General features: G+C 48.4%; 14 protein-coding genes. 6 read left to right on the top strand and 8 right to left on the bottom strand.

Going from position 1 to position 13463, the window contains the following annotated elements:
• The first annotated feature begins 230 nt into the window (after positions 1 to 230).
• Together A3GA_RS12155 and alkB are read left to right on the top strand one after the other, a co-directional pair.
• Entirely contained in the window at positions 231 to 395 is a 165-nt protein-coding gene (locus A3GA_RS12155; RefSeq protein ID WP_018025927.1) for a hypothetical protein, read from the top strand.
• 186 nt (positions 396 to 581) lie between these two features.
• Positions 582 to 1253 carry a DNA oxidative demethylase AlkB gene (alkB, locus tag A3GA_RS0103105; protein ID WP_018025926.1) on the top strand — a complete coding sequence of 224 codons (672 nt, stop codon included), beginning with the start codon at positions 582 to 584 and terminating at the stop codon, positions 1251 to 1253.
• Between the two features lie 109 nt (positions 1254 to 1362).
• Here the strand turns inward: alkB and acnD are convergent, their stop codons facing one another.
• Positions 1363 to 3972 (bottom strand): Fe/S-dependent 2-methylisocitrate dehydratase AcnD, encoded by a 2610-nt coding sequence (acnD, locus tag A3GA_RS0103100; RefSeq protein WP_018025925.1) that lies wholly within the window; start codon positions 3970 to 3972, stop codon positions 1363 to 1365.
• A gap of 224 nt (positions 3973 to 4196) precedes the next feature.
• On the opposite strand from acnD, the gene mltA reads away from it, so the two are divergent.
• The 3 genes from mltA to A3GA_RS0103085 all read left to right on the top strand — a co-directional run bounded on the left by mltA (position 4197) and on the right by A3GA_RS0103085 (position 7441).
• Positions 4197 to 5462, top strand: a complete 1266-nt coding sequence (gene mltA / locus A3GA_RS0103095) for a murein transglycosylase A (RefSeq protein ID WP_018025924.1) — start codon at positions 4197 to 4199, stop codon at positions 5460 to 5462.
• Between the two features lie 14 nt (positions 5463 to 5476).
• On the top strand, positions 5477 to 6652 hold the full coding sequence (locus A3GA_RS0103090; protein WP_018025923.1) for an FAD-dependent monooxygenase: 1176 nt from the start codon (positions 5477 to 5479) through the stop codon (positions 6650 to 6652).
• 72 nt (positions 6653 to 6724) lie between these two features.
• On the top strand, positions 6725 to 7441 hold the full coding sequence (locus A3GA_RS0103085) for a DsbC family protein (RefSeq protein ID WP_018025922.1): 717 nt from the start codon (positions 6725 to 6727) through the stop codon (positions 7439 to 7441).
• Positions 7442 to 7446: 5 nt separating this feature from the next.
• On the opposite strand, the gene A3GA_RS0103080 is transcribed toward A3GA_RS0103085, so the two are convergent.
• The 6 genes from A3GA_RS0103080 to A3GA_RS0103055 form a co-directional block, all read right to left on the bottom strand.
• Positions 7447 to 8187 (bottom strand): HAD-IA family hydrolase, encoded by a 741-nt coding sequence (locus A3GA_RS0103080; RefSeq protein WP_018025921.1) that lies wholly within the window; start codon positions 8185 to 8187, stop codon positions 7447 to 7449.
• A gap of 16 nt (positions 8188 to 8203) precedes the next feature.
• Complete coding sequence (gene argB / locus A3GA_RS0103075; RefSeq protein ID WP_018025920.1) at positions 8204 to 9091, bottom strand: acetylglutamate kinase; 888 nt, start codon at positions 9089 to 9091, stop codon at positions 8204 to 8206.
• A gap of 37 nt (positions 9092 to 9128) precedes the next feature.
• Positions 9129 to 9632, bottom strand: coding sequence for a peroxiredoxin family protein (locus A3GA_RS0103070; protein ID WP_018025919.1), 504 nt, complete (start codon positions 9630 to 9632; stop codon positions 9129 to 9131).
• 31 nt (positions 9633 to 9663) lie between these two features.
• The gene (locus A3GA_RS0103065; RefSeq protein WP_018025918.1) at positions 9664 to 10398 is read right to left on the bottom strand and encodes a BON domain-containing protein; all 735 of its coding nucleotides are present in this window, start codon (positions 10396 to 10398) and stop codon (positions 9664 to 9666) included.
• 3 nt (positions 10399 to 10401) lie between these two features.
• Complete coding sequence (locus tag A3GA_RS0103060) at positions 10402 to 10989, bottom strand: phosphoheptose isomerase (RefSeq protein ID WP_018025917.1); 588 nt, start codon at positions 10987 to 10989, stop codon at positions 10402 to 10404.
• A 93-nt stretch (positions 10990 to 11082) separates the two neighbouring features.
• On the bottom strand, positions 11083 to 11649 hold the full coding sequence (locus A3GA_RS0103055; protein WP_018025916.1) for a YraN family protein: 567 nt from the start codon (positions 11647 to 11649) through the stop codon (positions 11083 to 11085).
• Positions 11650 to 11711: 62 nt separating this feature from the next.
• Between A3GA_RS0103055 and rsmI the strand changes: the two genes are divergently transcribed.
• Positions 11712 to 12659 (top strand): 16S rRNA (cytidine(1402)-2'-O)-methyltransferase, encoded by a 948-nt coding sequence (gene rsmI, locus A3GA_RS0103050; protein ID WP_018025915.1) that lies wholly within the window; start codon positions 11712 to 11714, stop codon positions 12657 to 12659.
• Between the two features lie 78 nt (positions 12660 to 12737).
• Here the strand turns inward: rsmI and A3GA_RS0103045 are convergent, their stop codons facing one another.
• Positions 12738 to 13460, bottom strand: coding sequence for a septal ring lytic transglycosylase RlpA family protein (locus tag A3GA_RS0103045; RefSeq protein WP_018025914.1), 723 nt, complete (start codon positions 13458 to 13460; stop codon positions 12738 to 12740).
• Positions 13461 to 13463 lie beyond the last annotated feature (3 nt).

Here is a 13463-nt window from a genome sequence, read left to right as displayed (position 1 = left end):
AGTCTAATTACGTAATTCATTCTGAATGCTCTGCCTAGCAGCTGATAAATCATCACAATAAAGCACGCTAAGTCCATGATTATTTGGCATGAAGCTTTCATGCTATTGTCATATTATCTCGTTACTATATCGTCTGACATCATACTTAATTCATGTTTGGACTGTATCAAATGAGCTCGGTAGAGCGACAAAGCTAATAGTAATAATTATTAAAACATTAGGAGCATACTATGAAATTATTAACTCGTCTCCGTGAAGAATTTGCACCAATGACTCACGATGAATCTCTTAAGGATCTAAAGCAGGAAGCAGAGCAAGCTTCCGAGCATGCAGCAAGCGTAGAGGCGTTGATGCAAATGCTGGAACAACGTAAAATTCAAAATGAATTGGCTTAATTGATTAGCTAGTCACGTTATTATGCGTTGATCACGCTTTTTTAAATTTTTAGCAGTATCTTCAAAAGCGCTGTTAGTCTTAGGACTGATGGCGCTTTTTGTTCGGCACGTTTTTATCGCGTGAGTACCCTTTGGGCAGCCATAGGATAAACGCACAAGATCATTGAAGGTAAAGGATAAGTAGCATTGGCACAGCAAGGCTTTTTGTTTGATGAGGATGAATTTTTTAGGCATGGTGCTTCAGACAGCTGCGAGCAAATTGGTGCCGCTAGCTTTATTCTGCGTGGCTTTGCCTTGCCTAAGGTGGCACCGATCATCGCAAGGTTAGAGCGTATTACTGAAGTCGCAGCTTTTCGGCAGATGCAGACCGCAGGTGGTCATCGTATGTCGGTGGAAATGACGAATTGTGGGGAGTGGGGTTGGTTAAGTGATGAGCAAGGCTATCGTTATGTGCAGCTCGATCCCCTAAGTGCTAAGCCTTGGCCTAGTATGCCAGCGTTATTTCTTAAGTTGGCGTACGATGCTGCAGCGACGGTGGGTTATGCGGGGTTTGCTGCGAATGCCTGTTTAATTAATCGCTATCGACCAGGCAGTAAAATGTCATTGCATCAGGATAAAAATGAGCGCGATTTTAATCAGCCCATTGTTTCCGTGTCTTTGGGCCTACCGGCTGTGTTTCTTTTCGGAGGGCATGAGCGCAGCGATAAAGTGGATAAGCATGCCTTATTTCATGGTGATGTAGTGATCTGGGGTGGTGTGGATAGATTGCGTTACCATGGTGTGATGCCACTTAAGGAAGCGGAGCATCCCGTGTTGGGTGCACATCGTATTAATTTGACCTTTAGAAAAGCCCGTTAAGTTGCGCTCAATACGCACCAGGCTGAGGAATACATCTAGTTTATAAAAAGTTGAGCCCGGATCGGAACCCGAGCTCAATGCCTATTAAAGCGCAACTAGTGAGTCTATATTAGGCGTCTGCAGCCTCAAGGAAGTCTTGTGCAAAGCGCTGTAATACGCCGCCAGCTTGGTAGATACTCACTTCTTCGGCCGTGTCTAAGCGGCAAGTCACTGGTACATCCACCGTTTCGCCATTACGGCGGTGTAGGCGTAGCGTTAGATCACAACCTGGGGCAGGTGTGCCAATCACGTCGTAGGTCTCAGTACCATCAATTTCTAGCGTGTTACGGTTAACACCCTCTTTGAACTGTAGTGGTAACACACCCATACCGACTAGGTTGGTGCGGTGAATGCGCTCAAAGCCTTCAGCGACGATGGCCTGCACACCGGCTAAGCGTACGCCTTTGGCAGCCCAGTCACGCGACGAACCCTGACCGTAGTCGGCGCCAGCGATAATAATCAGCGGCTGCTCGCGCGCCATATAGGTTTCAATGGCTTCCCACATGCGAGTGACTTTGCCCTCGGGCTCAATGCGAGCGAGTGAACCCTGCTTAACAGAGCCGTCTTCATTGCGAACCATTTCGTTAAACAATTTAGGGTTAGCAAAGGTGGCGCGTTGGGCTGTTAAGTGATCGCCACGGTGCGTAGCATAGGAGTTAAAGTCCTCCTCAGGTAGACCCATCTTGGCGAGGTACTCACCAGCAGCACTACTAGGTAGGATGGCATTGGATGGTGATAAGTGGTCAGTGGTGATGTTATCACCCAAGACCGCTAAAGGCACCATGCCTTTGAGACTACGCTCACCCGCTAAGGCGCCTTCCCAATAAGGAGGGCGACGGATATAAGTAGACATAGGACGCCAGTTATAAAGTGGGCTATCCGCTTTTTGCGTGGTCTCGTCCTTGGCAAACATAGGGATATACACCTTACGATATTGCTCAGGTTTCACCGCTTGCTTTTGGATGGCGTCGATTTCTTCGTCGCTTGGCCAAATATCCTTAAGCGTGATCGGATTGCCGTCCTGGTCAAAGCCGAGTGGATCCTTTTCAATATCACAACGGATGCTACCCGCAATCGCATAGGCGACTACTAAAGGTGGTGAGGCGAGAAAAGCTTGTTTAGCATAAGGGTGAATTCGACCGTCAAAGTTACGGTTACCAGAAAGCACGGCAACCGAGTATAGATCACGCTCGATAATTTCCTCTTGGATCTTAGGATCTAAGGCGCCGGACATACCGTTACACGTGGTACAGGCAAAGGCAACCACACCAAAACCGAGCTTTTCTAACTCAGGCATCAGCCCTGCTTCTTCAAGATACAGCGCAACGGCTTTAGAGCCAGGGGCAAATGAGCTTTTAACCCACGGCTTGCGTAACAGACCCAAACGGTTGGCATTGCGTGCTAAGAGGGCGGCGGCAATGACGTTACGGGGGTTATTCGTATTGGTGCAACTGGTAATGGCTGCAATAATCACGGCGCCATCTGGCATTTTGCCGTCTTTGCTCTCGTAGTCACCTAGCAGACCACGATTCCCCAACTCACTCACAGGTAATAAATTGTGTGGGTTCGACGGACCGGCTAAGGTACGCTCAACCGTAGATAAATCAAATTCAAGAACACGTTCGTACTCAGCGGTCTTTAGCGCATCAGCCCAAAGGCCGGTGGTTTTAGCGTATTGCTCAACAAGCTCGACTTGCTCTGGCTCGCGACCGGTTAGCTTTAAGTAGTCGATAGTTTTGTCATCGATATAGAACATTGCTGCCGTCGCACCGTATTCAGGCGCCATATTAGCAATGGTGGCACGATCACCGAGGCTGAGGTTGGCAGTACCCTCACCGAAGAACTCTAGATAGGCAGAAACCACTTTAGCATCACGGAGGAACTTAGTTAAGGCTAAGACAATATCAGTGGCGGTAATGCCTACACCCGGTTTGCCACTTAGTTTGACACCGACAATATCCGGTAAGCGCATCCAGGAGGCACGTCCGAGCATCACCGTTTCGGCCTCAAGACCACCAACACCGATAGCGATCACACCAAGTGCATCCACCATCGGGGTGTGACTGTCAGTGCCGACTAAGGTGTCCGGGAAAGCAACGCCATCGCGCACTTCAATCACCGGTGACATATGCTCTAAGTTAATCTGGTGGAGAATACCATTGCCCGGTGGAATCACATCGACGTTTTCAAAGGCGGTTTTGCTCCAATTAATAAAGTGGAAACGGTCATCGTTGCGACGATCCTCAATGGCGCGGTTTTTCTCGAAAGCGTCAGGATCGTAGCCGCCGTACTCTACCGCTAGGGAGTGATCGACAATCAGCTGGGTTGGTACGACTGGATTGATTTTGGCGGGGTCACCACCCTTGTCGGCAATGGCGTCACGTAGACCAGCTAAGTCGACGAGAGCCGTTTGACCTAAAATATCATGACAGACCACACGTGCAGGGAACCATGGGAAGTCCACCTCACGCTTTCTGTCAGTTAACTGAGTTAACCAGGTGTTTAAGGTCTCTTGGTCTGTTTGACCGTCAGCTTTACGAACTAAGTTCTCAGCTAATACACGTGAAGAGTAGGGCAGCTTATCATAAGCACCGGGGCGAATCGCTTCAACGGCGGCACGCGCATCGTAGTAATGCAGCGAACGACCTGCTAGCGTTTTTTTGAAAGCAGATTGGGTCATTTGATATCCTCAGAGGTTTAATAATATTTCCAAAGATTTGATAGGCGTATTTAGCCTAGTGCATCATAATGTTATGATGAAAATCTTACACTAATACCTGATTGATTTTAAGCAATTGGCAAAAATAAATCTTATATAAGCAGAATAAAGTCTTATATAAGACATAAGACTAAATATATTATATTCATTTCATTCTTAATAGAGTTGATTTAAAGGTTTTTTATATGAAGAAGTTATCTCTATCGCTTATCGCCGGGCTCGTTGGTCTAGCTCTGTTGTCTTGTAGTACTTCTTCAGATTATTCGGCTGAGGTGGAGTCGGTGGCGTTTGATATGCATGCGCCTTTACAGGTGCCCGCATTGTCAAGTTTTGCGCAAACGGCACCGCGGGCCTTGCAGGGGCAGTATCGACCGGCACAATGGCATGAGTTACCCGGCTGGTCCGAGGATAATGGCGAGCATCTGTGGATTACGCTGATTAATAACTGTCGCGGTCTGATGCGTCCAGTGTCAGGCTCGTTGACGATTCCAGCGCGGGCAACACCCCAGGATTGGCAGCCATTCTGTCGTGATGTGGCAGAGTTTAGCCGTGAACATGGTGAAACGCCTGAGCTTGGTGCGATGAAGTTTTTCTTAGAACAGCATTTGCAGCCTTGGGCTCTCGTTGGGCGTGGCATGGCGACTGGTTATTATGAGCCCATCGTACATGGCTCCAAATCACGTGGCGGTCAAAATCAATGGCCAATGTACGCAGTGCCTAAGGATTTATTAACTATTGATTTAGCTGGCGTCTATCCTGAGTTGGCTGGTAAGCGTGTACGCGGCAAGGTGGAGGGCAATAAGGTCGTGCCTTATGATAGCCGAGCACAAATTGCCGCTCGTGCTGATAAACCACCAGTGATTGCTTGGTTAAACGATCCGGTGGAGGCCTTTTTTCTGCAGGTTCAGGGATCTGGTCGCGTGCAATTGGATAATGGTCGTTCAATTCGCTTAGCCTACGCTGATCATAATGGTCGTCCTTATACCTCCATTGGTCGTTGGTTAGCCGACCAAGGCGAATTACCGCTGGCTCAGACTTCCATGCAAAATATCAAAGCCTGGGCGCAGCAAAACCCGCATCGGGTTGATGAAATGCTAAATGTTAACGAAGCCATGGTCTTTTTCAGAGAAGAGGCGATTCAAGACAGCATCGCCGGACCAAAAGGCGCTTATGGCATTCCCTTGGTGGCACAAAGAACCGTTGCGGTGGACCCAGACTATGTGCCATTGGGTAGCCCGTTGTATTTAGCCACCACCTATCCAGCATCTAATGCGCCTTTAGAAAAAGTCGTGTTTGCGCAGGATACCGGTAGTGCGATTAAGGGCGCTGCTCGGGTGGATTTTTTCTGGGGTAGTGGTGATGCGGCAGGTGAGCAGGCCGGCCGTATGAAGCAGGATACGCAGGTGTGGGTCTTATGGCCGGTTGGCATGGGGGAGCCTAACGCAAGATGAGCGGGAGTCAGAGCATGAGTTACGATGTGGTGGTCTGTGGTGCCGGCATTGCTGGTATGGCAGCCGCTTTGCAATTAGCAAAAAATCAATTTAAGGTCGCTATTTTAGCCCCTAAAGTACAGCCTAAGCATAGTTTGGGTGAGCAGTATCACCCGCGGATTTACGCGATATCACTTGCCAGCCAGCAGTTTCTTGAAAGCCTGGGCGTGTGGCAGATGATGCCGGCTGAGCGTCGCAATCCAGTGCGTCAGATGGAGGTTCACGGTGACCTGGACGGGGTGATTGTGTTGGACGCACAGCAGTCACAAATGAGCGAGTTGGCTTATATTGTTGAGTCAGGTGAAATTGAACAGGCCCTGTTTAATGCGCTTAAGGTTTACGGTGTGCCTTGGATAGAGGATAGGATTCAGGGCTATGAGCAATGGCAGGGCGAGGTGCGTTGTGCATCCGGTCAGTTGTTGCAGACTAAGCTACTGATAGGGGCAGATGGCGCTCGTTCCACCGTGCGTGAGATTTGCGCCATCCGACATGAGTTCAAAGCCTATGGCGATATCGGTTTAGTGGCGCAATTGAACGTAGAAAAACCACATCTTAATACCGCCATTCAGTGGTTTGATGGCAGTGGTGTGTTGGCCTTTTTGCCCTTGCCGGATACCGCTGATGGCCATCAGGTGTCGATGGTGTGGTCGGCCCGTCAGGCGATTGCTGATAAGTATTTGGCGATGTCAGCTGAGGAGCTGGCGCAACGTCTACCGCCAGCCTTACAGGCCATCGCAGGTCAGCGTTTAGGTGAGATTCAATTACGTAGTCCCATGTATGGCTTTCCATTGACCTTAGAGAGTTCGGCTATGGTGGGTCCTGGCGTGGCACTCGTGGGGGATGCCGCTCACCGGGTTCACCCCTTGGCAGGTCAGGGCTTAAATCTGGGTTTAGGGGACGTGGAGACGCTATGTAAGGTATTAATTGAGCGTGAGTCCATGCGTGATTTAAACGATATGCGTTTATTGCAGCGTTATAAGCATCAACGAGCCGAGGCGATTTTTAATATGCGCTTTGCAACGGATGGCTTATATCGTCTCTTTGCCCTTAATTCACCAGCACTTGCGATGTTGCGCAATACCGGCTTATCACTGGTGGATAGGATTGCGCCATTGAAAAAGTACTTTGTGCGCGCAGCTGCTGGGAACTAAGGCTTTTAGATCGTAATCATAGAGTGAATCAGTCATTGGAAAGGAATTATGGTGTTAAATCAAGTTAGGTCAATGTTGAAGCAAATTAGCTATTGTGGTGTGGCAGCTTTTGCGCTACTAGCCTCACAGACTGTTATGGCAACAAGTGTTGAGGAGTCGATTAAGGAGGGTCTTACAAAGCGTCTTCAGCAGCCTGTCACCGAGGTTAGAAAAACGCCCTTTGATAATCTTTACGAGGTGCGTGTGCAGGGTTCGGTGGTGTATACCGATGCAGCTAGGCAGTTTGTGATTTTCGGCGGCCAGCTTTACGATTTGGAGAAGAATACTAACCTCACTGAATTGGCGTTAGAGGAGATGAATCGTGTTGATATTGACAGCTTGCCGCTAGATAAAGCACTTAAAATGGTTTATGGTGATGGTAAAAACCGTTTAGTGACCTTTGAAGATCCGAATTGCCCTTGGTGTAAAAGGCTACAAGCAGAGTTTGAGCAAATGGATGTGACAGTCTATACCTTTGTGACGCCAATCTTAAGCCCTGACTCATTTACTAAGACAGAAAATATCTTATGTGCCAAGGATCCGGTACAAACCTGGAAAGATTGGATGGCTAAAAATATCAGTCCTAAAAAGCAGGACAGATGTGAGCTACCGATTAACGAGGTACTAGCCCTGATGCAGCATTCAAATGTCGCAGGGACACCAGCGATCTTTTTTGATAATGGCAAACGGATTAACGGTTTTGCCGATGCAGAGCGTATGCGCCAAACCATGCAGGCTAAGGCAGAGTAGCTTTTTTAATGATGTGCAAAGGGGTGCCTTAGGAGCGCAGCTAGAGAGCGCACACGCAGATCGACATAGCTCGGTCGAATAATGTGTTGAGGACCAAAGGGCGTGCCGGGGTGGTAAATATAAACAGTTTGCCATCCCTCTTTTTTGGCGGATTTGAGGTTGCTGAGCGTATCCTCAACCAACACACATTGCTGCGGCTTTAGGTCTAAACTGGCTTGTAGTTGTCGTAATAGTGCGGGCGAGGGCTTCGGCTTGTATTCACCTAGCACCCGCATATGATTAATCGCACAGATACCAGCAAAGCATTGGATGATATTCAAGCCCTCTAACACTTGCACGGCATAATGTACAGGTGCATTGGTTAAAACATACTTCGTGCCGGGCACCGCATCTAGCAGGGTGGCTAAATGATGCTCAAAGCGCATGTATTGCGCCACTTCAAAGTTATGTGAATCTAGTAAAAACTGCTCGGGATCCAATTGATGGTGCTTATGCATACCAATCATGGTGGCACCATAGCGTTGCCAATATCGTTCACAAAGCTGCTTGGCGGCAACGGCATCAATGTGCAAATGCTGCATCACTGCCTTCACCATACCGAGGCTAATCTGCTCAAAAATGGCATGGGAAGCGTCATGGATGGTGTTATCTAGGTCAAAAAACCAGACGCGCGCAGCGGGTGATGTCTGCGCGCGATAGCGATGGCTTTTGGCCCTCAAGGGATGAATAAAACGAGTCCGAAGCATGCGGTCCGTTGCTTGCTTAGACCGTGATCATGGTGCCTACACCGTCATTGGTCAGAATTTCGAGCAATAAGCTGTGCGGTACACGACCATCAATAATGTGGACCGAATTGACCCCAGCATTCGCTGCTTCAAGCGCACCGGCCAGTTTCGGTAGCATACCACCAGAAATCGTACCGTCTTCTGCTAAGTCATTGATGCTCTTGGTATTAAGACGGCGTAAGAGATTTTTATCCTTGTCGAGCACACCGGGGATATTGGTTAATAGCACTAGCTTTTCAGCCATCAATACTTGCGCCAAACGACCGGCTACTAAGTCGGCATTAATGTTGTAGACCGCATTATCCTCCTCATTAAAGCCGATAGGGCTAATCACAGGAATAAACTGATCGTTTTGTAAGGCCTTAATCACCGCTGGATCAATGGATTGAATCTCCCCTACATAACCGATATCCAATGGTTGGTCTGGATTCTCGGCATTGTCCATTAGCTTTTTTCTGGCCTTAATCAGCCCGCCATCCTTACCCGTCAAACCGACGGCCTTACCGCCCGCCTGATTGATCATCATTACAATATCCTGCTGCACCTGACCCCCTAATACCCACTCAACCACTTCCATGGTTTCGGCATCGGTGACGCGCATTCCTTGGAGGAAAGTACCCTCCTTGCCTAAACGCTTAAGGGCTTGGTCAATTTGGGGGCCGCCACCATGAACCACGATCGGGTTTAAGCCGATTAATTTTAGTAGAGCCACATCATGCGCAAAGGTTTTTTGTAAATGCTCGTCCACCATGGCATTGCCGCCGAACTTAATAACGATGGTTTTGCCATGAAAACGACGAATATAGGGCATGGCTTCGGAGATAATCTCCGCTTTAATGGCAGGCGTGATAGCTGTCTCAGTCATGGTTAGCTCTTATAAAAGGGGTTGTGTAAAGGGTTTATCAGCTGTGTGCAAGGGCTTTTTCGAGCGCTTCAATAAATTGGTTTTTATCGTAGTTGCCGATAAAGCTTTTAATCACTTTGCCTTTGCGATCAACTAAAAAAGCCACTGGGGTAAAGCGCACATCACCAAAGGCCTTGGCAATAGAACCATCCGCGTCATGCACAATGGTGAACTCATACCCGCGTTCTTGTACTAAGCGATTAATGGCCGCAACGCTGTCGTGCTTCATGGCGACTGCAACCGTCTCATAGCCTTGATCCTTGTACTTAGCATAATGTGCTACCGTATCAGGCATTTGACGCATGCAGGTCACACAGTCGGTGGCCCAAAATTTATACATGGTCACCTTGCCCTGCAAATCATGGGTTGTGAATTGACGCCCGTCAATACTGTGAAGCGTGACTTCGGGGACGGTCTTGCTACTAAAAACCGTGTTATAAACCACTGCACCTAGAATAGCGATGACGGCAACAACGATAAGGAGAACAAAATTTTTCTTCATCTAATCAGACCCTGTTGAATTTCAAATCATCTTAATTAGTTAAAGGAAAGGTTTGTGTACCGCCACTGGTAGCAGGGTTGCTGTTTGTATTGGCATTGCTAGGGTTGGTTTTTGGTGGCGTAGAAGATACCTTGTCAGTGCTTGAAGCAATATCAAATACCTTGACCACGCCCTTTACCCCAGCAATACCGGCAGCGGCGTTGGCGGCGGCGTCAGCTTCTTGTGCAGTGACTTGTCCCATCAAATAAACCACGCCTTGAGAGGTGGTGGTCAGGATGGTACCGCTAGGCACACCAGAGGTTGCTAATAAATCGGTCTTAACCTTGGTGCTAATCCAGGTGTCATTACTGCGGGTTGAAAAATCAGCGACTGGACCGATGCGGAGCTGATTTACCACCTCATTAACGTCATCAATTTCCCGAACCTCTTGCTCGGCCACGCGTTTATGCTCTTCGCTAGCCACCTCACCAGTCAATAAGACACGTTGATTGAAGGTCATGGCATTAATACGGGAGGTATTGGCAGGCACTGCGCCGCCAGCTTTTTGTTCAGCATAGAGACTGATTTTCTTGTCATTGGCCTGCATGCTCGGCGGACGACGGTCACTGACCACGGTTGCTACGCCAGTGGCTAAGCCCCCCACCATCAATGGCACGCAAGCTGATAACAGCGTGCTGGCGGCAACGATACCTACCATGAGGAATTGGCGAGACTTGAGCAGTGAGAATTTGGTTTTATTGCTAGGTGCAAAAGAAGTAGATAGCATCGACTAGTCTCCAAGTATGGCCGCATCTAGACCATCACATAAAATGTGTAATAGTAAAATATGCACTTCCTGAATTCGCATCGTGCGCTCGTGAGGTACACAAAGATGAACATCATTAGATGTTAACATCTGCCCGATAGTTCCACCATTGCGACCGGTTAAGGCAATGATTGGAATATCATACTCCTTGGCCGCATCAATCGCACGAATGACATTGGTGGAGTTGCCGCTAGTGGAAATTGCCACCAATAAGTCGGCGGGTTGTGCCAAAGCACGCACTTGGCGTTCAAACACCTGATCGAAACCGTAGTCATTACCCACGGCGGTCATAATTGAGGTGTCCGTATTAAGTGCTACCCCAGCTAAAGGAAAGCGCTCACGCTCAAAGCGACCCACTAATTCGGCAATAAAATGCTGTGCATCGGCTGCTGAGCCGCCATTGCCACAAGCGAGCACCTTGCCATTATTGCTAATGGTATTAAATAATAAATCAATCCCTTGTTGTAAAGGCTCAGCAAGCGCGTCTAGACTTTTTTGGATCAGGGCTGCATGATCCTGGAAGTGTTGCTCAATACGATTTAAGATGCTCATTTCAAAGGTTCTCGTGATGGATTCAAAACGTAGACTACTATCATAGCCTAAAGTTGAATGAGACTCAGGTCGATCTGACGTTGTACGGTCATTTTATGAGAAGGCATTTTTCAACCATTGCATATCCTGCTTTTTACCATCAAAAGTCACACTATCAAAGCGGCAGTAAGGCATTTGCTTTAGACCTAGACGATGACAGATTTGGGGTAAAAAGTAATTTGCGGCGAGCTTGATGCGTAGTTGCTTTTGTTGATTAATGCTGGCTGCCGCCCCACCATAGTAGGCATAGCTGCGTTGTCTAATCTCGACAAAGACTAGCGTTTGAGCGTCCAGCATCAGGCAGTCAATCTCACCCACCTTGCAACGTAGGTTTTTAGCCAGTAGCAACAGGCCTTGGGCTTTTAAAAAATCAATCGCTAAGGCTTCATACCGTTGTCCCTGCGCTTGTGTAGCTGAGAGCTTGCTTTGTGTGCTTAGCTGCTTGTGCTTTTGTTGGCGTCTTTTTGCCTTGGTGCGATGGCGCCCATAGTTACCATAGGACCTTTTTAAAGGCGCTGCGGCCGCCAGTTTAAACACTAGCGCTTGCTCTGCGGGCTGGTGCTGCATGTGATTCTTAATTGTGCTCTCGTGGATATTGATTTTAGTCTTAGCCTGCTCCATAAACGACCCCTTTAGCAGAACTAGCGGTTAAAATCTTCATCTTAGATAGGGGAAAGCAAAAAATGACAAAAGACGGGCAAGTTTATCCATCCACAGCCGATACGGTGGCGCAGGAATTGACTAACGCATCCATACAGTCACGTGTGCAGACTCAGCATTGGCCTAGCGCCACGTTGTATGTGGTCGCAACCCCCATTGGTAATTTAAGCGATATTTCGCAACGTGCGCTTTACGCTTTGCAATTGGCGGATGTGATTGCCTGTGAAGATACCCGTGCGACCCAAGTCTTATTAAATGCTTACTCCATTCATAAGCCTTTAATTGCCGCGCATCAGCATAATGAGGCGGGTGTGGCTGATAAGCTGATTGAACGGTTGGCTGCGGGTCAACGGGTGGCGCTGGTGTCTGATGCCGGGGCCCCAGCGGTGAGCGATCCGGGCGGTAAAATTGTGGCTAAGGTGCATGCGGCAGGTTATCGCGTGTGTGCTATACCTGGACCTTCTGCGGTGATTACTGCATTGATGGCCAGTGGATTTAGTAGTGATGAGCAGCCTGCCTTTGCTTTTGCAGGTTTTGTCCCGAGCAAAAAAGGCGCACGCCAGGCCTGGCTTCAATATTGGTTAGCTCAGCCAATGGCCGTGATCATGTATGAAGCACCGCATCGTCTTAAAGATTGTTTTAAAGCCTTAGTAGCTCTTGCGGCTGAGGAACCGACGCGGCGAATTATGGTGGGGCGTGAATTAACCAAGCGCTTTGAAGAAATTGCGGTGTTACCGATAGTTGAGCTTGTTAATTGGCTAAGCGAGGATCCTCAACGAGAAAAGGGCGAATTTGTGTTGGTGCTTGAAGCGGCGACACAGGCACAAGCTAAGCAGGACTATGAACCTTTATTAAAGGAGTTGTTAGCCCACGGGATCTCTGTGCGTGACAGCGCAAAAATCCTGCACAAAACCATGGGTGTAGCCAGAGACGAAGCCTACCAAGCAGCGCTAGCGCTAAAAGACAAATAAGCAGCTGTAAAAATGACAGCTGCCTATCCATATTGCCTTGTTGGCTTAAACGATTTTACCTACCATCAGCGCTAGGTCTTAGAGCGTCGGTTTACCCTTAGGTAAAAGCTCGATTTTTACTTGGGCCTTGCCTTTTTGAACCATGCCAAGTGCTTTGGCAGCAGCGTAGGATACGTCAATGATGCGGTTGTCATGAAAAGGACCGCGATCATTAATGCGTACAACAACGCTTTTACCGGTGACCTCATGCGTCACACGAACGACGCTATTTAGCGGTAGCTCCTTGTGTGCAGCAGTTAAGCTGTGCTGATTATAAAGCTCGCCATTAGCCGTTTTGCGACCATGGAAGCCAGGACCATACCATGAGGCTTCACCTGTCTCGGTAAATTCAGAGATAGAGGCAAAAGGTGTATAGCGTCGACCCTTAACAACGTAGGATTTACCACGCTTGGCACGTAAGTGCTCAGTTGCTAAACCCTTTTGGCTTTTAGCGCGTAGAGCTGGCGCTGTGTCTAAATCAGTGGTCGCTTTATCCTCCGCTAGCGGATTAACAGCCTCTTTTAGGCTCTCTTCACTATAGGTGGGTGCATTTTCCAAGGAGCCATTAAAGAGGCGCTCGTACTCGCTCTCTGGGAAAATACCATGCACAGTGATACGGAAAGACTCAGTCTTGGCGCTGCTTGAGCCATCGACGATCTCAGTTATTGAGGTGTTTTGCTGCAGGGCGGCGGAGGCAGAATTAGCTGCGAGGATTAAACCGCCGGCACTTAACACCGTTAATAATGACTTTTTAATACTCATATG

Origin of the sequence: Oligella urethralis DSM 7531 (assembly GCF_000372065.1) — a bacterium.
GTDB classification, from domain to species: domain Bacteria; phylum Pseudomonadota; class Gammaproteobacteria; order Burkholderiales; family Burkholderiaceae_B; genus Oligella; species Oligella urethralis.
This window is presented reverse-complemented; position numbering and strand designations above follow the sequence as displayed.

Coding starts and splice junctions, on each gene's coding strand:
- A3GA_RS0103070 (WP_018025919.1), bottom strand. CDS start 9,632: ATGAAGAAAAATTTTGTTCTCCTTATCGTTGTTGCCGTCATCGCTATT.
- argB (WP_018025920.1), bottom strand. CDS start 9,091: ATGACTGAGACAGCTATCACGCCTGCCATTAAAGCGGAGATTATCTCC.
- acnD (WP_018025925.1), bottom strand. CDS start 3,972: ATGACCCAATCTGCTTTCAAAAAAACGCTAGCAGGTCGTTCGCTGCAT.
- A3GA_RS0103055 (WP_018025916.1), bottom strand. CDS start 11,649: ATGGAGCAGGCTAAGACTAAAATCAATATCCACGAGAGCACAATTAAG.
- mltA (WP_018025924.1), top strand. CDS start 4,197: ATGAAGAAGTTATCTCTATCGCTTATCGCCGGGCTCGTTGGTCTAGCT.
- A3GA_RS0103060 (WP_018025917.1), bottom strand. CDS start 10,989: ATGAGCATCTTAAATCGTATTGAGCAACACTTCCAGGATCATGCAGCC.
- A3GA_RS0103085 (WP_018025922.1), top strand. CDS start 6,725: ATGTTGAAGCAAATTAGCTATTGTGGTGTGGCAGCTTTTGCGCTACTA.
- A3GA_RS0103080 (WP_018025921.1), bottom strand. CDS start 8,187: ATGCTTCGGACTCGTTTTATTCATCCCTTGAGGGCCAAAAGCCATCGC.
- A3GA_RS0103090 (WP_018025923.1), top strand. CDS start 5,477: ATGAGTTACGATGTGGTGGTCTGTGGTGCCGGCATTGCTGGTATGGCA.
- A3GA_RS0103045 (WP_018025914.1), bottom strand. CDS start 13,460: ATGAGTATTAAAAAGTCATTATTAACGGTGTTAAGTGCCGGCGGTTTA.
- rsmI (WP_018025915.1), top strand. CDS start 11,712: ATGACAAAAGACGGGCAAGTTTATCCATCCACAGCCGATACGGTGGCG.
- A3GA_RS0103065 (WP_018025918.1), bottom strand. CDS start 10,398: ATGCTATCTACTTCTTTTGCACCTAGCAATAAAACCAAATTCTCACTG.
- A3GA_RS12155 (WP_018025927.1), top strand. CDS start 231: ATGAAATTATTAACTCGTCTCCGTGAAGAATTTGCACCAATGACTCAC.